This window comes from Kitasatospora sp. NEAU-CNBT7, assembly GCF_057220535.1.
Map to the genome: position 1 here is coordinate 68,603 of NZ_JBXQQB010000033.1, position 23,266 is coordinate 91,868.

Below are 23,266 nucleotides of genomic sequence, written 5' to 3' on the forward strand. Positions count from 1 at the left end.
ACCCCGCCGGGGCCCCGCCGCAGTCCGCGCGGCCCCGGCGCCTCTGCCCCGAACCCGCAGTCCGCCGATGCCTGAGAAACGAGAACCGAAGTGAAGATCCGCCCCTCCCGTGCCACCCGCCTCGCGACCCTGATCGCCCTCACCGCGGCCGCTGCGACCACCGCCACCGCCGGTCAGGCCTCCGCGGCCTCGATAGCCACCTGGGACAAGGTCGCCCAGTGCGAGAGCGGCGGCAACTGGAGCATCAACACCGGCAACGGCTACTACGGCGGCCTGCAGTTCAGCAGCAGCACCTGGGCGGCCTACGGCGGTACGCAGTACGCGTCCCGGGCCGACCTCGCCACCAAGTACCAGCAGATCACCATCGCGGAGAAGGTGCTCAAGGCGCAGGGACCGGGCGCCTGGCCGGTCTGCTCCGAGCGGGCCGGTCTCGCCGGCGACACGAGCACGCCGGACATCCCGGTGACCCCGCCCGCGGCCCCGGCCACCAAGGTGGATTTCAACGGTGACGGGAAGACGGACATTGCGGGGAAGCTGTCGGACGGTCAGTTGCAGCTGTGGACGGGTACGGGTGCGGGTTCGCTGGATGCTTCCAGTGGGAACTCGATGTTCCCGGGGACCGGTTTCGGTGCGGTGAGTGACATGGTGGCGGCGGATTTCAACGGTGACGGGAAGACGGATGTCGCGGGGAAGCTGTCGGACGGTGAGCTGCTGATGTGGCCGGGGACCGGTGACGGCAAGGTGAACGGCAATGCCGGTGCGGCGATGTTCGCGGGGACGGGTTTCGGTGCGGTGAGTGGTCTGCTGGCGGGTGATTTCGACGGTGACGGCAAGGTGGACATTGCGGGGAAGCTGTCGGACGGTCAGCTGCTGATGTGGCCGGGCACCGGTGACGGCAAGGTCAACGGCAATGCCGGGAAGGCGATGTTCGCGGGGACGGGTTTCTCGGCGGTGGGTGACATGGTGGCGGCGGACTTCAACGGTGACGGTAAGACGGATGTCGCCGGGAAGCTGTCCGACGGTGAGCTGCTGATGTGGGCGGGTAACGGTGACGGCTCGGTGAGCGGCAGCGGTTACGCGATGTTCCCGGGGACGGGTTTCGGTGCGGTGAGCGATCTGGTGGCGGGTGACTACAACGGTGACGGCAAGGCGGACATCGCCGGGAAGCTGTCCGACGGTCAGCTGCTGATGTGGCCGGGCACCGGTGACGGCAAGGTCAACGGCAACGCCGGTACCTCGATGTGGTCCGGCACCGGCTTCGCCGCGGTCCACAACCTGATCTGAACCGCTCCTCCTCCGGGGTCGGTACGCGGCGCCGGGCGGACACCCTCCGCCCGGCGCCGCGCCGCGCTGCGCGGATGCCGGGGCCGGACGGGCGGCGGCTCACGCCCCCGGCGGGCCGTCCGGGCGGGCCGCGTCCTGCCGCAGGGCGAGGCGGAGCACCTCGGCCAGGTGCAGGGCCCTTCGGCCGTCGCCGAGTTGGGCGATCTGGGTGCGGCAGCTCAGGCCGTCGGCGAGGACCAGGGTGTCGGGGGCGGCGGCGCGTACGGCGGGCATCAGCACCCGCTCGGCGGCGGCCACCGAGACCTCGTAGTGGCCGCGTTCGAAGCCGAAGTTGCCGGCCAGGCCGCAACAGCCGGAGTCCAGCACCTCGTTGGCCAGCCCGATCCTGGCCTCGATCCGCCGGTCCGCGGCGGTGCCGAGCACGGCGTGCTGGTGGCAGTGCACCTGGGTGACGGCCCGTCCGCCCAGGTACGGGAGGTCGACCCCGGCGTCGTCCAGCAGCTCGGCCAGGGTGCGGACCCGGGCGGCGGCCGGCCGGGCCTCCGGGCCCAGCAGCCGGGGCCACTCCTCGCGCAGCGCCGCCGTGCAGCTCGGGTCGAGGCCGACCACCGGCAGCCCGGGCGCGATCGCGCGCAGGCTGCGGCGCATCACCCGCCGGGCGAGCGAGAGTTGGCCGGTGGAGACCAGGGTGAGTCCGCAGCACACCGGGCCGGCGGGCAGCCGGACGGCGAAGCCCAGCGACTCCAGGACCTCGACCGCGGCCCGGGCGGGCTCCGGATCCAGAAGGTTGGCCATGGAGTCCGGCCAGAGCAGGACGGGCCGTGCGCCGGCCGGTTCCGGGTGCCGGGCCCGGTGGTCGCGGAACCAGCGGACGAAGGTCCGTCCGGGCAGCGGCGGCAGCGCCCGCAGCGGGTCGATCCCGCCGAGCCGTTTCAGCAGGGCGCCGCCCGCCGGGTGCCGCAGCAGCCGGTTGGCGAGCCCCGGTGCGAGGGCCGCGCCGCGCAGCCACAGCGGCAGCCAGCCCAGCGACAGGTGCGCGGCCGGCCGCAGCCGGTGCCGGTAGTGCTGGTGCAGGAACTCGGCCTTGTAGGTGGCCATGTCGACGTGGACCGGGCAGTCGCTCGCGCAGCCCTTGCACGCCAGGCACAGGTCGAGTGCCTCCCGGACCTCGGCGGAGCGCCAGCCGTCGGTGACCAGTTCGCCGCGCAGCATCTCGGCCAGCAGCCGGGCCCGACCGCGGGTGGAGTGCCGTTCCTCGCCGGTGGCCATGTAGCTGGGGCACATCACCCCGCTCGAGGTGTCGACGCACTTGGCGACGCCGACGCAGCGGTGCACCGCCGTGAGCAGGCTGCCGCCGTCCTGCTCGTACGGCAGGGCGAGCGGCAGGTCGCGGCCGGGGAAGCGCAGGTCGGCGTCGAACGGGCGCGGGTCGACCAGGGTGCCGGGGTTGAGCAGGTTGTCCGGGTCCCAGATCCGCTTGAACCGGCCGAACAGGTCGATCACCTGCGGCGGGTACATCCGGGGCAGCAGTTCGGCGCGGGCCTGGCCGTCGCCGTGCTCGCCGGAGAGCGAACCGCCGTGCGACACCACCAGGTCGGCTGCCTCGGTCAGGAAGGCGCGGAAGCCGCCGAGCCGTCCCGGATCGGTCAGCGGCCAGTCGATCCGCAGGTGCACGCAGCCCTCGCCGAAGTGCCCGTACGGGACGCCGCGCAGCCCGTGCCGGGCCAGCAGGGCGCGCAACTCCCGCAGGTAGGAGCCGAGTTGTTCGACGGGGACGGCCGAGTCCTCCCAGCCGGGCCAGGCCTCGCCGCCGTCCGGCAGCCGGGTGACGATACCCGCACCGGCCTCCCGGACGGCCCACAGCTGCCGCTGCTCGCCCGGGTCGGTGACCACGGTGGCGGCGGTGCGCGGCACCCGGCGGACGGCCGCGGCCAGGTCCCGGGCGGCCTCCAGCGCCTCGGCGTCGGTGGCGCCGCCGGTCTCCAGGAACAGCCAGCAGCCGCCCTCCGGCAGCCGGTCCAGCGCGGGCGGCCGCGGTCCGGCCGCGAGCAGCGCCGCGATCAGGTCGGCGGCCATCCCCTCGACGGTCAGCGGGCCGAGCGGCAGCAGCGCGGGGACGGCGTCGGCGGCGGCCGTCTCGTCCGGGTACCCCGCCAGCACCAGCGCGCGGGCGGGCGGTTCGGCCACCAGCCGCACGGTCGCGCCGAGCACCAGCGCGCAGGTGCCCTCGGTGCCGGTGAGCGCCCGGACCAGGTCGTAGCCGCGCTCGGGCAGCAGCGCGTCCAGCGGGTAGCCGGAGCCGCGGCGCGGCAGCTGCGGCATGGACCGGCGCAGGGTGGTGAGGTGGCCGGCGGCCAGGTCCTGCAGCGCGCGGTGCAGTTCGCCCTCGCGCCCGGGGCGCTGCCGCAGCCGCAGCCGCTGCTCGGGCGGGAGCGGTCCGTGGACGGTGAGTTCGGTGCCGTCGGCGAGCAGCAGGTCGAGCGAGTCCAGGTTGTCGCTGGTGCGGCCCCAGGCGACCGAGTGCGCGCCGCAGGAGTCGTTGCCGATCATGCCGCCGATGGTGCAGCGGCTGTGGGTGGACGGATCGGGTCCGAAGCGCAGCCCGTGCGGGCGGGCGGCGCGCTGGAGGTCGTCCAGGACGACGCCGGGCTCGAGGCGGGCGGTGCGGGCGCCGGGGTCCAGGGCGTGGATCCGGTTCAGGTGGCGCCGCAGGTCCAGCACCACGGCGCCGGGGCCGATCGCCTGGCCGCCGATGCTGGTGCCGGCGCCGCGGGCGACCAGCGGCACGCCGTACTCCCGGCACACCGCGAGCGCGGCCCGGACGTCGTCGGCGTCGAGGGGTTTGACCACCCCGAGCGGCGGGTGGCGGTAGTTGGAGGCGTCGTAGCCGTAGACCGCGCGTTCGGCGGGGTCGAAGCGGACCTCGCCGCGGACGGCGGCGGACAGGGCACGGGCCGGATCCATCCGCCCATCATCGCAGCGCGGCCTCCCCGCCGGGGGAGTCCGGCGGCCGACGGCTCAGCGGCGTCCGCCGACCGCGCCGCGGGCCAGGTGGGACAGCTTGGCGACCTCGAAGGCCGCGTAGGCGCCGCTCGACAGCAGGGAGAACTTGAGGCCCTCGCGGCCGTCCGGCCGGCGGTAGCCCTCCGGGAGGAAACGCCGGTAGTGCTCGGCCGCGCGGTGGAAGAACTGCGGGCGCTCGGCCCGCGGCACGCACCCGGCCAGGTCGAAGACGAAGAGGTAGTGCCGGACCATCCGGGTGAACAGGTGCGGGCGGACCTCCTCGTGGCCGGGCCGCCCGTCGAGCAGCCCGAAGCTCTGCTCGTACTGGTCGAACACGTCGAAGTGGCTGCTGCCGGGCGAGCCGGCCGGGTGCAGGGTGTGCCGCCGCCGGATGGTGACGCACTCGCGGTCCAGCACGGCGATCCGGCCGGCCCCGAGCAGCGCCTCGTGGACGGCCGGGACCTCCTCGTAGTGGCCGTCCGGGAACACCGGAACGGTGCCGCGGCGCAGCAGCCGGTCCCAGACCAGCGGGGGAGCGCTGAGCAGTTCGGGGTGGTCCAGCGGGCCGAAGACCCCGGGCCCGGCCGCGGCGAGCAGCGCGGCGGCCCCGCCCGGCCACCGGCGGCCGCGGTACTCCCGGTCGTGGCCGAACAGCAGCAGGTCCACCTCGCCGGTCTCGGCCAGCCGGTCGGCCATCGCCTGGAACGCGTCCTCGGCCGGCAGGTGGTCGCTGTCCAGGAAGAGCAGGTACGTCCCGGTGGCGACGGCGGCGCCCGCGTTCCGGGCCCGGCCGATCCCGACCGCCGCGTCCAGGCGCAGCACCGACACCCGCCGGTCGCGGATCTCGTACGCGTCGGCGACCCGCTCCGGGCACTGCGGGGAGCGGTCGACGACCAGCACCACCTCGAAGTCCGTGAAGGACTGCGCGAGCAGTGCGTCCAGACAGTCCTTGAGCTGCTGGTTGTGGTCGAAGGCGGGCAGCACGACGGTGATGAGCGGTGAAGCCATGGGCGGAGGCTAGGGCGCCGGGCGCGGCCCCGGCAAAGCCGGGAACTCCGGCGAAACCGGTCAATCGCGGGCATAGGTGCACAGAGCTGCGCGGAATCTTCACCGTGTGCTTACGGCCGGTACGCCGAACGGCAACCGGCCCCCGGGGTAGGGGGCGCGGCTGCCGTTCGGTCACTACCGGCCGGTACCGGCCGGTGGGATCAGTACCAGTTGTGGGCCTGCCAGAACGCCCACGCGGCGCACGGGCTGCCGTAGGTCTCGTTCATGTACTGCAGGCCCCACTTGATCTGGGTGACCGGGTTGGTCCTCCAGTCCGCGCCCACCGAGGCCATCTTGGAGCCCGGCAGCGCCTGCATCAGGCCGTACGCACCCGAGGACGGGTTGGTCGCGGTCACGTTCCAGCCGCTCTCGCGCTCGACGATGTTGCTGAAGCACTGGAGCTGGCCGGCCGGCACCAGCTGGGCCGCGATCTGCTGCGGGGTGCCGGTCGGCACCGGCGCGGCCAGCGGGCTGCGCGCCTGCGAACGGGACGCGGCCTCGGCCTGGGCGCGGGCGTCCGCATCGGCCTTCGCCTTGGCCGCCTTCGCCTTGGCCGCGGCGTCCGCCTTGGCCTTCGCGTCGGCGTCCGCCTGGGCCTTGGCGGCGTCGGCGGCGGCCTTGGCGTCCGCGTCGGCCTTCGCCTTGGCGTCGGCGTCCGCCTGGGCCTGCGCGGCGTCCGCGGCGGCCTTGGCATCGGCGTCGGCCTTCGCCTGCTGGTCGGCCTGGGCCTTCGCGGCGTCGGCGGCGGCCTGGTCGGCGAGCACCTGCGCGTCGGGGGAGGCGGCAGCGGTGACCGGGGCGGCGGCCTCGGCGACCTTGGCGTCCTGCGGCAGCGCCAGCGCGAGGGTGGCGGAGCCGGCCACCGCGAGGGTGGCGACACCGCTGATCATCGCGGTGCGGCGGTTCCGGGGGAGCCGGTGCTTGTGGCGCTGCACGAACTGCATGGAGGGGCGACCTCTTCCGTCGGGCGGGGCCGCGCCGGGCATGCGGCAGCGCAGACGGAGGTCCGGGGGGACCGGCCGTCCGCACGCCGTGCCGGACGGCCGTGGCACCCCGTCGGTGGAGCGGGGCGGGCGGGAAGGCACGGCCCGGTGGGAGCCGCGCCGCCTGGCGACGGCACATTCTTGGCAGACCCGCGCGGCGGCGGCAACGAGCTGAAAACTACTGCCGGTCGTAGTCACGGCAGTCGGCGGAGCGGGCCGTCAGTGTGCCGACGGGGTTTACCCGCTCGTGATATCGGCCAAACGCGGACGGCTCCACGGAACCGGAATTTCCGGGCTGACCAGGGCCGATGCGGCAGCAGCGGGGCGCCGGCCCGATCAGGTCCGACATCGTGCCGCGAGTCGGCCGCCGCCGTCAACTATGGAGGGCCGTAGAGCCGGCAGCCGCTGTGGGCGGCCTCACAGGAACCATCCGGCGCACTCGGCACAGCGTGCCCGCCCGGTCACGCTCGGCCGCCCGACCTCCGGAATCCGGTTCCCCGGCGCGGCCCGGGGCCCCAGAATGACGCAATGGATCACCTGGAAGCCGCCGTCCACGCCACCGCCGAGGCCGGCAGCCCCGCCCTCGGCCCGCTGAGGGACCTGCCGCCCGGCGCCCTCGTCCCCGCCCTGGCGGCCCGGCCGGACCTGCTGGCCCTGGTGGACACCCAGCTCCGCCGGTACCGCTGGGCCCGCCGGCCCGGCCAGGCGCCCACGCCCACGGACGACGCCGCCACCGGGACACCCGCCGCGCTGCTGCTCGCCGCCATGGACGCCGACGGCCGCACCCGGCAGCGCGCCGTCCGGCGGATCCTCGACCGGCCCGGACCGGAGGCCGAGCTGCTGCCCGTCCTGGCGCTGCGCGCCTGCGACTGGGCGGGCCCCGTCCGCGACCTGGCCCGGACCGGACTCGCCGGCCTGCTGGCCCGCGACCCGCTCCGGCACCTGCCGGCCGTCGCGCCCGCCGCACTGCGGTACGCCCGCCGCGGGCACGGCGGCTTCGTCGTCGACCGGATCACCGACTCCCTCGACCGGCTGCCGCCCGGGACCTTCCTGGACGGCCCGTCCCGGATACCCGACCCCGCAGTCCGTCACTTCGTCCTCAGGCGCGTAGGACGTCGCCTCGACCTCGGCACCCTGGTCCGGCTGGCCCGGACCGAACGGCTGCCCGGACTGCGCAGCCGGTACGCGGAGCTGGCCTGCGCCACCGCGACCGCCGACACCGACCCGGCCGGCGCGGACGTGCTGCGCGAACTCGCCGGCGACCCCCGGCGCGAACTCAGGACGGCCGGCGTCGCCGCGCTGCTCCGGCTCGGCCTCACCGAAGACGCCGCCGCCCATCTGGACGACCGGCAGCCGCTGATCCGCGCCCTCGCCCGGGAGGCCGCCCGCCGCCTCGGCCGCGACGCCCAGGCCCACTACCGGGCGGCGGTCACCGGGGGCGACCCGGAGCCCGGCGCCGTCGACGGCCTCGCCGAGACCGGCGGCCGGGCCGACGCCGACCTGCTGACCGCCCTGCTCGACCACCCCTCGCACCGGATCCGGGCCCGCGCCGTCCGCGGCCTGCGCGGACTCGACCGGACCCCGGTCGACCGCCTGGTGGCCGCCCTGCGGGACCCCTCGGACGCCGTGCTCCGCGAAGTCTCGTGGTCGCTGCGGCCGATCGCCGCCCGCCTGCCCGCCGGCCTCGCCCGCGAACTGATGGCCGACCGGAACCGGACGGCCGCCCGCCGGGCCGGACTGCGGCTGCTGCACGAACCGGACCGCGCCCGACGGCTCGCCGACCTGCTCACCCTGGGCGCCGACCCCGACCGCCGGCTCGCCGCGGTGGGCGTCGCCGAGGCCGTCGCCCTGTTGCGCGCGGTCTGCCCGCCCCGGTGGAACGCCCCGTTGCCCGACGACTTCGCCCCCGCGGGGGCCGACCGGGAAACCCTGTACACGCTCGCCGCCGCCCTGGAAGCGGACGACGCCCACGCCGTCACCCGCCTCCTGCACGAAACCCTGGACCCGGCGGGCCGGGAGGCCGAACTACTGCGGCTGAGCCACGGCCCGGCCCGCGGCGCCGGCCGGCCGGCCCGTTCCGTGCACCTCGGCTACCGGACCGTCGACCACGACGCGACCCAGCGGCGGATCCGCGCTGCGGTGGCCGAGGTCGTACGGTGCGGGCCGCCCGACCGGGGTTGGTGCTGGGCGCAGGACTGGTAAGGCGGCCTGGTCGTCGCCACCGACCACCTCCGGGACGAGGACCGGGCCCGCCTGTACGAGATCATCACCGCCGCGGGCGGGCAGGCCATCGAGGAGTTCTAGGGAGTGTTGCGAAAGTCGATCAAGGTCATGGATGATCACTCGCCGTGGGGCGTGGAGATCTGACGAACGGCCAGTGGGCTCGGCTGGAGCCGTTGTTACCGCAGGGCAAGAAGCCTGGGCGTCCGCCGACGTGGACGCGGCGGCAGCTGATCGGCGGCATACGGTGGCGGACCCGGACCGGGGCACCGTGGCGCGACCTGCCGGAGCGATACGGGCCCTGGGACCGGGCCTACGACCTGTTTCGGCGTTGGCAGCGAGACGGCACCTGGCAACGCATCTTCGTGCAACTACAGGCCATAGCCGACGCCAAGGGCCTGATCACGTGGGACGTCAGCGTGGACTCCACAACCGCCCGAGCCCACCAGCACACCGCAGGGGCACGTAAAAAAGGGCTTCACAGAAAGAGCCTCCCGGCGGCGTCTTCACCGAACCGGACGACCACGGCCGCGGGCGATCGCGCGGCGGGCTGACCACCAAGCTCCACCTAGCCGTGGAGCAGGGGCAGAAGCCACTGTCGCTGCTTGTCACCGCCGGCCAGCGCCACGACAGCCCGCAGTTCCAGCCGGTCCTGGAGGGCATCCGGGTACCCCGCACCGGCCCGGGCCGGCCGCGCACCAAGCCGGACAAGGTCCGCGCGGACAGAGCCTACGGCCCCCGCGCTAACCGGGCCTACCTGCGCAGACGCGGGATCGGCTGCACGATCCCGGAGAAGGCTGACCAGGTCCGCAACCGCAAGAAGCTCGGCTCCCGTGGCGGGCGCCCGCCCAAGTTCGACAAGGACGACTACAAGGAGCGACACGCGGTGGAGCGCGGGATCAATCGCCTGAAACGCCACCGAGCCGTGGCCACGAGGTATGACAAGCTCGCCGTTCGCTATGAGGCGACCGTGCTGGTCGCGGCCATCAACGAGTGGCTGTGACAAGCCAGACCGGGAAGGTCCCGGAGAAAACCTTTCGAGGACACCACTACTGGCCTGACATCCTGGTCAGATGCTGCTCAAACTGACCGGCTCCAGCTGTTCGGGCAAGACCACGCTCGCCTACTCCGTGGGCGAGCGGCTGGAGCGGGTCGCCGTGCACGACTTCGACGAGCTCGGCGTACCGGAAGGCGCCGATCGCCGGTGGCGCAACCGAATGACCGAGCTGTGGGTGCGTCGCGCGCTGGAGTACCAGGACCGTGGAGTGGACCTCCTGCTGACCGGGCAGTCCCCGATGGGAGAGGTCCTGGCCAGCCCTTCCGCCCCGTTGCTGGATGGCATCGCGGTGTGTCTGGTCGACGTGTCCGACGAGGTCCGGCGCGGCAGGCTCACCATGCGCGACTCGGGCCGATGGGACGCTCCGGCGGTTGACGCCTTCCTCGGCTGGGCCACCTGGCACCGCCAGCACGCCGAGGATCCCCAATACCGACCCGACGTCATCATCGACAACAGCTGGCCCCGTATGGCCTGGCACCGCTGGACCGGGTGGACGGCCGACGACCGACGATGGTGCACCCACCTGATCGACACCACCGATCAGCCGGTCGCGGAATCCGCAGATCAGGTTGAGCAATGGGTTACCCAACAGCGCGACGCGCTCCGCTCCGGCCATCTCGCCTTGTCGCAGGGCTGGTCAGACCAGACAACCGCCCGAGCCAACTACGGCTCCTGATCTACTTTCGCAACACTCCCCAGACAGGACCGGGGGTGGACGGGTGCACCCGCGGTGCGGCGTTCTCTTGGGGGCGCGGGGAACTGCGCGGGGACGGGAGGTGCGGCGCCGTCGCTCCTGTTTCGCGCAGTTCCCCGCGCCCCTGAGGGGGCTGTGCCCACGGGGGGATCCTGTGCCGGTGGGGGTGGGTCGATACTGGGCCGATGGTGATCGTTCTCGTCCTCGGACTGCTGCTTGCGCTCGGCGGCGTCGGACTCGTGCAGTGGTACCTCTGGCGGCGGCTGGTACGGGATGTCAGTGCACCGGGCGGGTGGTACCGGCGGGCCGGGACGGTGGCGGCCGTGCTGCTGCCGGTGCTGAGCGTGGTGGCGCTGGTCGGCGGGCGGGAGCTGCCGTTGGCCGTGGAGCGGTGGTTCGCCTGGCCGGGGTACCTGTGGCTGGCGCTGATGCTGTACCTGGTGCTGGCGCTGCTGGTGGGCGAGGCCGTCCGGCCGCTGCTGCTCCGGCTGCCCCGGCCCGCCCGCCGGACGGAGCAGCCGCAGCAGCCGCAGGAGCCGCCGGAGCCCGCCGGCCCGGCGGACCCGGGCCGGCGGCTGCTGGTGGCCCGGACGGTGGCCGTCGCCGCCGGTGGTGCGGCCGCCGCGGTGGTGGGTACCGGGATGTACGGGGTGCTGCGCGGTCCGGCGGTCAAGCAGGTGACGGTGCCGCTGGCGAAGCTGCCGCGGCAGGCGCACGGTTACCGCATCGCGGTGGTCAGCGACATCCACCTGGGTCCGATCCTGGGCCGCTCGCACACCCAGCGGATCGTGGACACCATCAACCGCACCCAGCCCGACCTGATCGCCGTGGTCGGCGACCTGGTCGACGGCACGGTGCCGGAGCTCGGTCCGGCGGCCGTGCCGCTGGCGCAGCTGCGGGCCCGGGACGGCGCGTTCTTCGTCACCGGCAACCACGAGTACTTCTCCGGCGCCGCGCCCTGGGTGGAGTTCGTCCGCGAGCTGGGTGTCCACCCGCTGGAGAACGCCCGCACCGAACTGCCCTGGTTCGACCTGGCCGGGGTCAACGACATCCAGGGCACCGCCGAGGGCCAGGGCCCGGACTACGAGAAGGCGCTCGGCGACCGCGACCGCGCCCGGACCGCCGTGCTGCTGGCCCATCAGCCGGTGACCATCCATCAGACCGTCCGCCACGGCGTCGACCTCCAGCTGTCCGGCCACACCCACGGCGGGCAGCTGTGGCCCGGCAACTACCTGGCGGCGCTGGCCAATCCGACCGTCGCCGGGCTTGAGCGGTACGGCGACACCCAGCTGTACGTGACCCGCGGCGCCGGTGCCTGGGGCCCGCCGGTCCGGGTCGGGGCGCCGTCGGACATCACCGTCGTCACGCTCGCCTCCGGCCGGGCCTGACGCGCCGGCCACGGCGACCGGCAGCAGCCGTCTCACAGGTCAAAACGTTTCGTCTCACATTGCGGCGGCGCTGTTAGGGTCCGGGCATGAACCAGGACGCGAGGCACCGCAGTTGGGTCATGCTCGGACTCGGCACCGCCGGGCAGACCGCCAGCACCACCGTGCTCTACGGGCTGCCCTTCCTCGTCCCTGCGCTCCAGCGCGAGTACGGGCTCTCGCTGGCGGCGGCCGGGGTGCTGGTCTCCTGCCCGGTCTTCGGGATCCTGCTGTCGCTGGTGGGCTGGGGAGCGGTGGCGGACCGCTTCGGCGAGCGGATCGCGCTGGCCGCCGGGCTGCTGTCGGCCGCCGCGGTGCTGGCGGTGGCGGTGGTGGCGGCGGACCCGGACGCGGGCGGGGTGCGGGCGCTGGGCGTGCTGCTGGTGGCGGCGGGAGCCGCGGGGGCCTCGGTCAACTCGGCCTCCGGCCGGCTGGTGATCGGCTGGTTCCCGCCCGACCGGCGGGGCGTCGCGATGGGCGTCCGGCAGGCCTCCCAGCCGCTGGGCACCGGACTGGCCGCCGCCGCGCTGCCGACGGTCGCCGCGGCCGCCGGGGTGGGCGGCGCCCTGCTGTGCTGCGCCGCGCTGTGTGCGGTCACCGGGCTGGCCATCGCGGTGTTCGCGGTGGACCCGCCCCGGCCCGCCGGGGCCGTACCGGGGTCCGCCGCGGCGCCGTACCGGGGCGGGTACCTGTGGCGGCTGCACGCGGTGGCCGCGCTGCTGTGCGTGCCGCAGTTCGTGGTGACGGGCTTCGCGCTGGTCTTCCTGACCCAGGCGCGCGGCTGGCCGGCCGGGGTGGCGGGCACGGTGCTGGCGGTGGCCAACCTGGCCGGCGCGGGGGTGCGGCTGCTGGCGGGCTGGTGGTCCGACCGGGCCGGCAGCCGGGTGCGGCCGATCCGGCTGCTGGCCCTGGCCACCGCCGCCGACCTGGGGCTGCTGGCGCTGGGCTCGGCCTGGGACTCGGCCGTCGGTACCGGTGCGCTGCTGCTGGCCTGCGGTCTGACGGTGAGCACCAACGGCCTGCACAACACCGCCGTGGCCGAGTACGCCGGGCCGCTCTGGGCGGGCCGCGCGCTCGGCGTCCACGGGGTCGGCCAGCACGGCGCGATCGTGCTGGTCCCGCCGCTGGTCGGCGCGCTGATCACCGAGCGCGGCTACACCCCGGCGTTCGCGGCGGCCGCGCTGGTCCCGCTGGTGGCGGCCGCCGTCCTGCCGTCGCAGCGCCCGCCGGCCGACTGGTCGGCGGCAACCACCCAGGCCCCGGCCTCGGCCCCGGCCACCACCCAGGCCCCGGCCTCGGCCGCGGCGGGCACCCCGGCCCCGGTCCCGGCGCCCGTTCAGGCTCAGGCCAGCCGGGCGGCCGGGAGCAGTTCGGTGGAGGGCGGCCCGGCCTGCGGACCGGAGCGCAGCAGGTCCAGGTAGTCGTCCCGGGGCAGCGGCCGGGCGCCCAGGGTGCGGATGTGCGGGCTGTCCCACTGGGCGTCCAGCAGCAGCCCGCCCGCCGTGCTGAAGCGCTCGGCCAGGTCGGCGACCGCGACCCGGGAGGCGTCCGGGAGCCGGTGGAACATCGAGTCCAGGCTGAGCACCGGCCCGGCCCGGACACCGAACGCGCCGCCGACCAGTTCCGCCCCCTGCCAGACCTCCAGGCTGTGCGCCCAGCCCTGCTCGTGCAGCTCCTGCAGCCCGCGCCGCAGCTCCTCGGTGAGCCAGCGCGGCTCGCGGCCGGCGCCGCACTGGGCGACCACCCGGCCGAAGTCCCGGTCGACGCTGGTCGCCCAGTCGAGCCGGTTGCGCAGCCGCCTGGCGAGCCGCCGGCCGAGCCTGGCGTGGCCCGGCCGGATCACCGGCCGGGGGTCGGGCGACCACCAGGACACCTGGTAGGGGAGCTCACCGACGTGCCCGGGCACCGCGATGGCCCCGGTGGCGACCCGGTCCTCGTACAGGGCCTCGTTCATCCAGCGGGCGTACTCGTCGGGTGCGGGCATCGGGAACAGTCCGGCCCGGTAGGCGGCGAGCAGGCTGGGCGCCCCCAGGTCGGCGCAGAACGCGGCCGGCGCGTCGGCGGGGGCGGCCGACACCGCCACGGAGTGCCACCAGTCGGTGGTCCGGCTGGTCATGCCGTGCGCTCCAGGTAGCCGGTGGCCTCCAGCCGGTCCAGGTAGAAGTCCAGCAGGCGGTCGTCGACCGGCGGGATCTCGATGCCGCTGCCGGTCAGCTCCTGGTCCGCCCGGTCGCGGGAGAACAGCGGGAAGGTCGGCCGGAAGTACATCTCACTGATCGACATCGCGGTCCCCTCGCCGCGGTCGACGAACAGCGGTACGAACGGGGTGATCGGGTGCTCCGGGTGCGAGGAGGCGTACGAGACCAGGCCGCGCACCCAGCGGTGGTACGGCAGCACCTCGACCCGGCGGCCGCGGCTGCGCAGCCGCTCGGCCAGCACCGGGAGCATCGCCGGGTTGGGGTTGGTCAGGTGGTAGACCTGCCCGGTGGCGGGGGAGTTGCCCGCCAGGTGGGCCAGCGCGCGGGTGAAGGAGTCGGCCGGGACGAAGTCCAACTGCAGCTCGACCTCCGGGACTTCGCCGCTGTCGGTGAAGTACTTGATGAGCGCGCACAGTTCGGTGCCCAGGTTCATGGTGCCGGTCACCAGGTCGCCGGTGACGTCGTTGACCCGGTAGACCGACACCGGCAGCCCGGCCGCCGCCGCGTTGTGCAGCAGCGCCTCCGCCACCCACTTGCTCTCCACGTAGCCGACCGAGAGGTGTTCCGGATGGTCCAGCGGGGTGTCCTCGCTGACCTCGGGGACACCGGCCGCGCCGAAGCCGGCCAGCACCGCCATGGTCGACAGGTAGTGCACGGGGACCGCCCGGGAGTGCCCGGCCAGCCGGATCACCTCCCGGGTGCCGGCCACGTTGGCGGCCCTCAACTGGTGGTACGGGTAGAGGAAGTTGACCTGCCCGCCGAGGTGGTGGACGGCGTCCACGGTGCCGGCCAGCTGCTCGAAGCGGGTGCGGCTGAGCCCCAGCAGCGGTTCGGCCAGGTCGCCGACCAGCGGCCGGACCCGGGCCGGGTCGAGGTCGCGCCGCAGGAAGCGCTGGTGGGCGGCCCGGATCCGTTCCAGCGCGTGCTCCTGGTCGGGGGCCCGGACCAGGCAGTGCACCGTGGCGTCGGTGGTGGTCAGCAGGGTGTGCAGCAGATGGGCGCCGCAGAACCCGGTGGCGCCGGTGAGCAGGATCTCCGCGGGCTGCTCGGGCCGGGCCGCCCGCTCGCCGGAACGCCGGACCGGGAAGCCGAGTTCGGCCTCGCCGGTGAAGTCGATCCGCTGCCCGGCCAGCGTCCCGGCCGGACCCTGGCCGGCCGTGTGCAGGGCCGCGGTGAAGGCGCCGAGGGTCGGGTCGGTGAGCAGCGCCCGGGTCAGGTCCCGGATCCGGTCCACGCCGATGCCGAACATGATCCGCGCCCGGGCCAGCATCTCCATCGCGAGCAGCGAATTGCCCCCCAGCTCGAAGAAGTCGTCCTCCATCGCCACCGTGTCGACGTCGAGCAACTGCGCCCACAGGTAGGCGAGTCCGTGCTCGGCGGCCTGCTCGCGGCCGCGCCCGCCGTTGCCGCCGGCGCCGCGCTGGCCGGGGCGGACGGCACCGGGTCCGGACGCGGCGGGGCCGACATTGGCCAGCTCGCGCCGGTCGATCTTCCCGTTCGGGGTCAGCGGCATCCGTTCGACGGGGACGTACGCGGTCGGGACCAGGTAGTCCGGCAGCCGGTCGGCCAGGAACTCCCGGAAGTCCGGCCCGGTGCCGTCGCCCCGGGTGTAGTACGCGGTCAGCGCCCTGGCACCCGAGTTGTGCTCCGGCGCCAGCACGGTGACCAGCCCGACCGCCGGGTGTTCGGCCAGGTGCGCCTCCACCTCGGCCGGGTCGACCCGGAAGCCGCGCACCTTGACCTGGTCGTCGGTGCGGCCGAGCAGCTCCAGGTTGCCGTCGGGGCGCCAGCGGGCCGAGTCGCCGGTCCGGTACATCCGGGTGCCCGCGTCCCCGGCGTACGGCTCCGGCAGGAAGCGCTCCGCGGTCAGCTCGGGCTGGCGCCAGTACCCGCGGGCCAGGCCCTGGCCGCCGAGGAAGACCTCGCCGCGGCGGCCCGGCGGCACCGGCCGCAGGGTCGGGTCCAGCACGTGCACGAAGGTGCCGAGCAGCGGCCGCCCGACCGGGACCGGCGCGTGCGCCGGGGCGGCGAGCATGCCGGGCAGGATCTCGCAGATGGTGGAGGTGATCCCGGCCTCGGTCAGCCCGTACGCGTTGAGCAGCTGGGTGGCCGGCAGCCGGTGCAGACTGGTCCGGCAGTCCTCGGCGTGCACGGTGTCACCGCCGACGATCATCAGCCGGAGCGAGGCGGGCGGCCGGGCACCCTCCGTCATCAGGTCCAGGAACCGGTGCCAGTACGCCGGGGTCAGGTCGGCCACCGTGATGCCCAGCTCCAGGATCCGGCTGGCGAGTTCGATCGGCGCCCAGGTGATCCGGCCGCCCAGGACCAGCGTCGAACCGCTGAGCAGCGGCGCGAAGATCTGCTCCAGCGAGGTGTCGAAGCCGAGCGCGCCCAGCTGCAGCACCCGGTCCCGGTGCGAGAGCCCGTACGCCTCGGCGGCCCGGGAGACGGTCAGTGCCATGGTGCGGTGGCTGACCGGGACGCCCTTGGGGGTGCCGGTGGTGCCGGAGGTGTACACCACGTACGCGAGGTCGTCCGGCACCGTGGTGTCGGCCGGGGCCGAGACGGAACCGCCCGGGCCGCGGTAGTCCGACGCCAGCACCGCGGGCAGGCCGAGCCGCCCCCGCTGCTCGGCGCTGGTCACCGCGAGGGTGGCGCCGGCGTCCGAGACCAGCCGCCGCAGGCGGTGCGAGGGGTGCGCCGGATCGAGCGGCAGGAAGGCGCCCCCGGCCTTGAGCACCGCGACCAGCGCGGTGACCATGTCGGCGCTGCGTTCCAGGCAGACCGGCACCACGGTGTCGGCGGTGACCCCGCCGTCGCGCAGCGCGTGCGCCAGGCGGTCGGAGCGGCGGTCCAGCTCGCGGTAGCTGAGCCGTTCGTCCTCCGCCACCACGGCGGTCGCGTCGGGCGTCCGGGCGGCCTGCCGGCGCAGCAGCCCGTGCACGGTGACGCCGCCGGCCCGGCGGCCGGCCGGCCGCAGATCGGTCCACAGCTCGGCCACCGAGCGTAGGCACTGCTGTTCGGGGGCCGGTCCGGCGACGGTGCGCCACCCGGCGGGGACGGGGAGGTCGTCGGGCCACAGGGCGTGGACGGCCTCGTCGTTGGCGAGCACCCTGAACGGCCCGGAGTGGGGCTGCTGGGAGCGGTTCGGCTGGTCCACCGGCCATGACCTCGCAGTGCGGTGACAGGGAGGCGGCGGTTGTTGCTCCGCCAGGGCACCGGCGGGAGTGCGCCGGTGAGGCTGCTGCACCGGCGTACGGGTGCCGCGTGCGTGCTGTCCGGCCCGTCCTGTGCGGACCCGGGCCGGCCCCGATACTTTCGACTATAGGCACCCGAATGGCCCTGGGTATCATTGAGACGCATTTGTCGCGGAGCCGCAGTGCTCCCCGCCGCCGCGTCGCCGGCGGCCACTCCTCGTGCATCGACCCACCCAACTCCTGCCTCGGGGCGAAGGGGGTAGCTCGGTTGACACGTCGAAGGCAACGCCTGATGGCCTGTTACTTCGGCTGGATGGCCGTGCTCACGCTGGTCTACTACCAGAATCCGGACGAACGGATCATCTGGTGGACCGGCATCGGCCTCTCCGGCGTCGCGGCCATCGTCATCGGCACCCGGCTCAACCGCCCGGCGCACCCGCAGTACTGGTACCTCCTCGCGGCCGGCAACCTCAGCTTCACCGCGGGCGAGGTGGTGCAGGTCATCCAGACCGAGTACCTGCACCAGTACGGCTTCCCGTCCGTGTTCGACGCGTTCTACCTCGCCGAATACCTGCTGACGGCGGTGGGCATCTACGGCTTCATCCGCTGGCGCACCGCCCAGCAGGACCGCGGCTCCATGATCGACGCGCTCATCCTGACCGTCGGCCTGGCCCTGCTGGCCTGGATCTACCTGATCGTCCCGTACGAGCGCAACCCCGACCTCACCTGGCTCCAGAAGGCCGTCTCGATCGCCTACCCGCTCGGTGACGTCCTGGTGCTGGCGATGCTGATGCGACTGCTGGTACCACGCGGCGGCAAGGGCAAGGCCCTGTGGCTGCTGGCCGTCGGCGTGCTCGGCATGCTGGTCGCCGACGTCGCGTACGGGCTGATCCAGCTGCACGGCACGTGGCGCATCGGCAGCCCGGTGGACCTCGGCTGGGCCGTCTTCTACTGCGCCTGGGGAGCGGCCGCGCTGCACCCCTCGATGGTCGAACTCACCCGGCCGATCCCGACCCAGCAGCCGGACATCTCCGGCGGCCGCCTCGCCCTGCTGGCCGGCGCCTCGATGATCGCCCCCGCGATGCTGCTGGTGGACCTCTCCCGCGGCGACGCCAGCCACGCCGGCGTGATCGGCGCCTTCTCCGCCGTCCTGTTCCTGCTGGTGCTGGCCCGGCTCGGATCCGTCGTCCTGGTGCACCGGCACGCCGTCGCCCGCGAACGGACACTGCGGGTGACCGGGGCATCACTCACCGGATCGGTCACCTTCGACGAGGTCTCCGAGGCGGTCCGGTCGGCCGCCACCGCACTGATGCCGCATGCCCCCGGCCGCTCCGCCCTGCTCGGCGTACGCGCCGACGGCGGCCTGCGGGTACGGCACGGCGAGAGCGAGATGGTGCTGCGGATCCCACCCGACCGCGAACTCCAGGGCAGCCGCCTGCTGCCGGTCGAAGAGCTCGGCTCCGACCTCGAACGCCACTTCGCCGGCCTGCCCAACGCCCTGATCTGCCCGCTCGCCCTCGACAACCGGCCGATCGGCGAGCCGCTGATCGGCGTCCTGATCGTCGGCGGCACCGAACACCAGCTCACCTCGCTCTGGGGCACCTTCGACATCCTGGCCGCCCAGTCCGCGCTGGCCGTCGAACGCGTCATGCTGACCCGCGAGATCAGCCAGCGCAACAGCGAGGCCTACTTCCGGACCCTGGTGCAGAGCGCCTCCGACGTGATCCTGATCCTCAACCCCGACGACGGCATCCGCTACGCCAGCTCCTCGGCCCAGCGCGTGCTCGGCTACACCGACCTCGAGGGCGTCCGGCTCAACGAGCTGATCCCGCCCGAGGAGAGCCGCCGGCTCAACCAGGCCCTGGCCCGGATGCGCACCAGGGAACAGTCCGAACAGCGCGAGCACTGGCGGCTGCTGCGCAGCGACCGCAGCGTCATCGAGGTCGAGGTGCGCTGGAACGACCTGCGCGAGGACCCGACCGTCGGCGGCCTCGTCCTGACCCTGCGCGACGTCACCGACCAGCGGCAGATGGAACGCGAACTGACCCACCGGGCCTTCCACGACTCCCTCACCGGCCTGGCCAACCGGGTGCTGTTCCAGGACCGGGTCGGCCACGCCCTCACCCGCAGCGAACGCCGCGGCACCGTGATGGGCGTGCTCTTCCTCGACCTGGACGACTTCAAGGTGGTCAACGACACCCAGGGCCACGCGGTCGGCGACGAACTGCTGGTCGCCGTGTCCCTGCGGGTCTCCACCGCGCTGCGCACCTCCGACACCGCGGCCCGGCTCGGCGGCGACGAGTTCGCGGTGCTGGTCGAGGACGCCCTGTCACCGGAGGACGTCGGCTCCACCGCCGACGCCGTGCTGAACGCCTTCGAGGAACCGTTCCGGCTCAGCTCCGGCACCGTCCGGGTGGCGGCCAGCGTCGGCGTCGCCACCACCGAGGACAGCGTGGACGCGGCCGAACTGCTCACCCACGCCGACCTCGCCCTCTACTCCGCCAAGGCGTCCGGCAAGCGGCAGTGGTGCCAGTACCAGCCGGCGCTGCAGGTCGGCCTGGTCGAACGGCACGAGCTGAACGAGAGCCTGGACACCGCCATCGCCGAGTCCGCCTTCGCGCTGTACTACCAGCCGATCGTCGACCTGACGGACGGCGGGCTGGTGGCCTTCGAGGCACTGGTGCGGTGGCCGCACGAACGCCGCGGCATGGTGCTGCCGGAGGAGTTCATCTCGCTGGCCGAGGAGAGCGGCCAGATCGTCCCGCTCGGCGCCTGGGTACTGGAGCGGGCCGCGGCCGAGGCCGCCGCCTGGCAGCGCCTCACCTCGGCCCGCCGGGACGGCGCCGGACGGCGGCCGCTGCGGGTCAGCGTGAACGTCTCGGCCCGCCAGTTCCGGGACGCCGGGTTCGTCGACATCGTCCGCCAGGTGGTGGAGACCAGCGGCATCCAGCCGGGGACGCTGATCCTGGAGCTGACCGAGAGCGTGCTGATGCGGCGGGACGAGCGGGTCCGGACCGACATGGAGGCGCTGCGCGGGCTCGGGGTGCGGATCGCCATCGACGACTTCGGCACCGGGTACTCCTCGCTCAGCTACCTGCGGGAGTTCCCGATCTCCGTCCTGAAGATCGACAAGTCCTTCATCGACGGTCTCGGGCTCTCCCAGCAGCAGTTCGCCCTGGTCGAGGGCATCACCCGGATCGCCGACACGCTCGGTGTCCAGGTGATCGCCGAAGGGATCGAGAACAGCACCCAGCGTGACCTGCTGGCGGCCATGGGCTGCCCGCTCGGCCAGGGCTACCTGTTCGCCCGCCCGCTCACCGTCGAACAGGCGGGCGCCCTGGTCCGGGAGGACGCCGCCCCGGCCGAACTCCCCACCCGCAGGCCCTGATCCCCGGAGCCCTCGGGCGGGGGCGTTCTTCAGGGGCGTTCTTGCGGGGCGCGGGGAACTGCGCGAGGGGCGGAGGTACGGCGCCGTACCTTCCGCTCCGCGCAGGTCCCCCGCGGGGTGTCAGGCCGTGGGGTCGCCCGACATCGCCGCTGCCAGCCGCAGGGAGGTCGCCGCCTCCGTGGCACGGCCCTGGCGCTGGAGGGTGCGGCCGAGCATCAGGTGGGCGTACTGCTCGACCGGGTCGATCTCCAGGACCTCGCGCAGCTGCTCCTCGGCCCGCCGCAGCTGGGCGGAGTGGTAGTACGCACGCGCCAGCAGCAGCCGCGGCGCCACCTGCCCCGGTACCTCGTCGACCACCTCGGTGAGGATCCGGGCGGCCTCCGCGTAGTGCTTGGAGTCGAAGAACAGCTCGGCGCGGGCCCAGCGCTCCGCCGTGCTCTCCTCGCGGCCAACCATGTTCACTCCGGTGTCCACTCCGGCTCCTCTCGTCGAGCGTTGTCGGGCGATCGGTTGAACATTCACCTACTTCTCGGCATTCCCGGCCCGGCCGGGCCCCGCCGTCAACACGCCCCCGGCTGGCCGAACGTCCGTCGGAGCCGAGCGGCCGGAACCTACTGTCGCCATCACACAGCCGAGGAAAGGAATGGCATGAATCGAACCTTCGGGCGCACCGCGGTCCTGCTCGCCGTCACCGGACTGTCCTGTCTGCCCGGCATCGCCGCGGCCGACGCACCGGGCACCACCCGGACCATCGTGATCGGCGACAACAACCAGGTCGCCGGGGACGACATCTTCAACGCCGGCCGCGACAACACCGTCGGCTCGAACGACGGCTCCGGCCCCGGCCTCGGTGTCGTCCCCTCGGTCGGCCAGGCGGTGCTCATCCGCAACACGGCACCGGGCGACGCGATGCTGGAGTCCAGCACGGGCCCGGCCACCTTCCTCGGCCGCGTCCCGGCCAACACCCAGTTCCCGGTGGCCTACACGGGCCGCTCGACCGCGACCTACCGCACCGAGGCCGGCCAGTACGAGCTGACCCTGGACCACGCGGCGGACGGCCGGGCGGTCGCCGACTGCGCGCCCAGCGAGCACTGCCGGGTCGCCCAGGAGGTCTACGGCCTGGTCATCGACCTGCAGTAGCGGCGCCCGCGACAGCCGTCGCACCCGGCCCCGCAGCCCGACCCGCACCCGCAGCCGGACCCGTCGCGCGCCGCGCCGGGCCCGGCCGCGGGTCCGTCACGAGGTGGCGCAGAGCCGGAAGGTGAGCAGCCGTCCCTCGTCGTCCCGGATCGCGAGCCGGACCCGGGCGCCGACCGGTACCGCGCCGGGCAGGCCGCCGATCACCCCGGCCTGGACGGTGAATCCCTCGTCCAGGGCGACCAGGTAGGGGCGGCCCGGGTAGAGGCCGCGGCGGGTCGGCCGGAGCAGCCGCCGGACGCTGCCGGTGCCCGCGCTGAGCTCCGTGGTCAGGTCGGCGGAGCCGCAGACCGTGCAGAGCAGGGCGCCGGCCGGCATCGCCGACTGGCACCAGCGGCAGCGGTGGTAGTGCAGGGCCGGCTCACCCTCGGTGGGGCTGGTGAGCGGACCGGCGGGGGCGAACGCGGTGGACGGCGTCATCGTGCACCGCCGCGGACCGTCGCCGAGCGGTTCCGTACTCCGGGCATCTCCGGCTCCTCCCTGCGGATGCTGCTCAGGAAGATATGGCACTCAGTGCCCCGTGTAAAGGCACTGAGTTCCCTCCGGTCGGCCCTCGGCCTCTCCACCCCCCTGCCGGGGCGGGTCAGCCGTCCAGTGCGCTCTCGATCCCCTGCACCACCCGCCACATCGGGGTGCCGCGACGGGCGACCAGGACCACCACGTCCTCGGCCGGCCCGGCGCCGTCCCCGTCCCCGGTGCCGGCCTGTTCGCCCCAGGTGTCGATGACGAACTCCAGTGCCAGGTCGACCGCTTCGCGCACGTTGCCCGCGCCGCCGGTGCGCAGCCAGGTGCGCAGCGCGTGGTTGTGAGCCGCCACCACGGCGGCGGCGACCACGTCCGCGCGCAGTGCGCCGTCGGACCGGGCCGAGTAGCGGGCCCGCAGGTGCGCGGCGAGTGTGCGCTCGTACCGCCAGACCACGGAGAGCTCGTGGATCCGCAGGTTGGGCACCTTGCGGGTGAGCAGGTAGCGCTCGACCGAGAAGGTCGGGTTGGCCGCGTACATCCGCAGCACCAGGCGGGCGGCGTCGCAGACCTGGACCACCGGGTCGCCGCTGTCGGGGGCGGCGTCCAGGAAGGAGGTCATCTCGGCCAGCGCGCCCTCGTGGTCCGGGAAGACCACGTCCTCCTTGGAGGGGAAGTAGCGGAAGAACGAGCGCCGCCCGACCCCGGCCTGCGCGGTGATGTCGTCGATGGTGGTCTGCTCGAACCCGTGCTCCAGGAAGAGCCGGAAGGCCGCCTCGATCAGCGCGTCCCGGGTGGTCGGCCGCCCTCCCGCCGCCGTGCCCGTGCCCTGGACCTGTTCCTGCTCCCGCGCCTCGCTCATGGGGGGACGGTAGCACCGCGACGGCCCGGTGACCGCGCCCGGAGGGTGCCCGAACGGCACTGAGTGTGCATAATCAGGGGTACTGAGTGCCACCCCCTCTAAGGAGCGTCCCATCATGAGTCAGGACTTCGACCTCTTCCGGCTCAGTGAGGAGCACGAGATGCTCCGGGAGACGGTGCGTGCGCTGTCGGAGGCGAAGATCGCTCCGTTCGCGGCGGAGGTGGACGAGCAGGGGCGGTTCCCGCAGGAG

At 74.1% G+C, this 23,266-nt stretch carries 17 protein-coding genes; 9 read left to right on the forward strand and 8 right to left on the reverse strand.

Annotation, left to right across the window (positions count from 1 at the left end; all coding sequences use genetic code 11):
- The first annotated feature begins 90 nt into the window (after nucleotides 1-90).
- Nucleotides 91-1,284, forward strand: a complete 1,194-nt coding sequence (locus AC2TEW_RS31570; RefSeq protein WP_484626757.1) for a transglycosylase family protein — start codon at nucleotides 91-93, stop codon at nucleotides 1,282-1,284.
- Nucleotides 1,285-1,383: 99 nt separating this feature from the next.
- On the opposite strand, the gene AC2TEW_RS31575 is transcribed toward AC2TEW_RS31570, so the two are convergent.
- The 3 genes from AC2TEW_RS31575 to AC2TEW_RS31585 all read right to left on the reverse strand — a co-directional run bounded on the left by AC2TEW_RS31575 (nucleotide 1,384) and on the right by AC2TEW_RS31585 (nucleotide 6,278).
- A complete protein-coding gene (locus AC2TEW_RS31575; protein ID WP_484626758.1) occupies nucleotides 1,384-4,248 on the reverse strand; it encodes an FAD-binding and (Fe-S)-binding domain-containing protein in 2,865 nt (954 codons plus the stop codon).
- Nucleotides 4,249-4,302: 54 nt separating this feature from the next.
- The gene (locus tag AC2TEW_RS31580; RefSeq protein WP_484626759.1) at nucleotides 4,303-5,295 is read right to left on the reverse strand and encodes a glycosyltransferase family 2 protein; all 993 of its coding nucleotides are present in this window, start codon (nucleotides 5,293-5,295) and stop codon (nucleotides 4,303-4,305) included.
- A 200-nt stretch (nucleotides 5,296-5,495) separates the two neighbouring features.
- Nucleotides 5,496-6,278 carry an aggregation-promoting factor C-terminal-like domain-containing protein gene (locus tag AC2TEW_RS31585; protein WP_484626760.1) on the reverse strand — a complete coding sequence of 261 codons (783 nt, stop codon included), beginning with the start codon at nucleotides 6,276-6,278 and terminating at the stop codon, nucleotides 5,496-5,498.
- Nucleotides 6,279-6,845: 567 nt separating this feature from the next.
- Here AC2TEW_RS31585 and AC2TEW_RS31590 point away from each other — a divergent pair.
- From AC2TEW_RS31590 to AC2TEW_RS31610, 5 genes are all read left to right on the forward strand, one after another.
- Nucleotides 6,846-8,519: a hypothetical protein gene (locus tag AC2TEW_RS31590; protein ID WP_484626761.1), complete on the forward strand. Its 1,674-nt coding sequence runs from the start codon at nucleotides 6,846-6,848 to the stop codon at nucleotides 8,517-8,519.
- A gap of 146 nt (nucleotides 8,520-8,665) precedes the next feature.
- Nucleotides 8,666-9,540 (forward strand): IS5 family transposase gene (locus tag AC2TEW_RS31595; RefSeq protein ID WP_484626762.1). Its coding sequence is split into 2 segments (ribosomal slippage): nucleotides 8,666-9,056 and nucleotides 9,056-9,540, totalling 876 coding nucleotides; the frame shifts between segments, so codons are not numbered across the junction.
- A gap of 70 nt (nucleotides 9,541-9,610) precedes the next feature.
- Complete coding sequence (locus AC2TEW_RS31600; RefSeq protein ID WP_484626763.1) at nucleotides 9,611-10,270, forward strand: hypothetical protein; 660 nt, start codon at nucleotides 9,611-9,613, stop codon at nucleotides 10,268-10,270.
- 203 nt (nucleotides 10,271-10,473) lie between these two features.
- On the forward strand, nucleotides 10,474-11,676 hold the full coding sequence (locus AC2TEW_RS31605) for a metallophosphoesterase (RefSeq protein WP_484626764.1): 1,203 nt from the start codon (nucleotides 10,474-10,476) through the stop codon (nucleotides 11,674-11,676).
- Between the two features lie 86 nt (nucleotides 11,677-11,762).
- The gene (locus AC2TEW_RS31610; protein ID WP_484626765.1) at nucleotides 11,763-13,133 is read left to right on the forward strand and encodes an MFS transporter; all 1,371 of its coding nucleotides are present in this window, start codon (nucleotides 11,763-11,765) and stop codon (nucleotides 13,131-13,133) included.
- Here the strand turns inward: AC2TEW_RS31610 and AC2TEW_RS31615 are convergent.
- The gene (locus AC2TEW_RS31615; protein WP_484626766.1) at nucleotides 13,055-13,828 is read right to left on the reverse strand and encodes a leucyl/phenylalanyl-tRNA--protein transferase; all 774 of its coding nucleotides are present in this window, start codon (nucleotides 13,826-13,828) and stop codon (nucleotides 13,055-13,057) included. The genes AC2TEW_RS31610 and AC2TEW_RS31615 overlap by 79 nt on opposite strands.
- Nucleotides 13,825-17,070: an amino acid adenylation domain-containing protein gene (locus AC2TEW_RS31620; RefSeq protein WP_484626767.1), complete on the reverse strand. Its 3,246-nt coding sequence runs from the start codon at nucleotides 17,068-17,070 to the stop codon at nucleotides 13,825-13,827. Before AC2TEW_RS31620 ends, AC2TEW_RS31615 begins: the two co-directional genes overlap by 4 nt.
- A gap of 329 nt (nucleotides 17,071-17,399) precedes the next feature.
- On the opposite strand from AC2TEW_RS31620, the gene AC2TEW_RS31625 reads away from it, so the two are divergent.
- Nucleotides 17,400-20,495 (forward strand): putative bifunctional diguanylate cyclase/phosphodiesterase, encoded by a 3,096-nt coding sequence (locus AC2TEW_RS31625; protein ID WP_484626768.1) that lies wholly within the window; start codon nucleotides 17,400-17,402, stop codon nucleotides 20,493-20,495.
- Between the two features lie 120 nt (nucleotides 20,496-20,615).
- On the opposite strand, the gene AC2TEW_RS31630 is transcribed toward AC2TEW_RS31625, so the two are convergent.
- Nucleotides 20,616-20,951, reverse strand: coding sequence for a tetratricopeptide repeat protein (locus AC2TEW_RS31630; RefSeq protein ID WP_484626775.1), 336 nt, complete (start codon nucleotides 20,949-20,951; stop codon nucleotides 20,616-20,618).
- Nucleotides 20,952-21,143: 192 nt separating this feature from the next.
- Between AC2TEW_RS31630 and AC2TEW_RS31635 the strand changes: the two genes are divergently transcribed.
- Nucleotides 21,144-21,635, forward strand: a complete 492-nt coding sequence (locus AC2TEW_RS31635; protein WP_484626769.1) for a hypothetical protein — start codon at nucleotides 21,144-21,146, stop codon at nucleotides 21,633-21,635.
- 96 nt (nucleotides 21,636-21,731) lie between these two features.
- On the opposite strand, the gene AC2TEW_RS31640 is transcribed toward AC2TEW_RS31635, so the two are convergent.
- Nucleotides 21,732-22,112: a Zn-ribbon domain-containing OB-fold protein gene (locus tag AC2TEW_RS31640; RefSeq protein ID WP_484626770.1), complete on the reverse strand. Its 381-nt coding sequence runs from the start codon at nucleotides 22,110-22,112 to the stop codon at nucleotides 21,732-21,734.
- A 163-nt stretch (nucleotides 22,113-22,275) separates the two neighbouring features.
- Nucleotides 22,276-23,016, reverse strand: coding sequence for a TetR family transcriptional regulator (locus AC2TEW_RS31645; protein ID WP_484626771.1), 741 nt, complete (start codon nucleotides 23,014-23,016; stop codon nucleotides 22,276-22,278).
- A gap of 115 nt (nucleotides 23,017-23,131) precedes the next feature.
- Between AC2TEW_RS31645 and AC2TEW_RS31650 the strand changes: the two genes are divergently transcribed.
- On the forward strand, nucleotides 23,132-23,266 hold a 135-nt coding region (locus tag AC2TEW_RS31650; RefSeq protein WP_484626776.1), incomplete at its 3' end, for an acyl-CoA dehydrogenase family protein.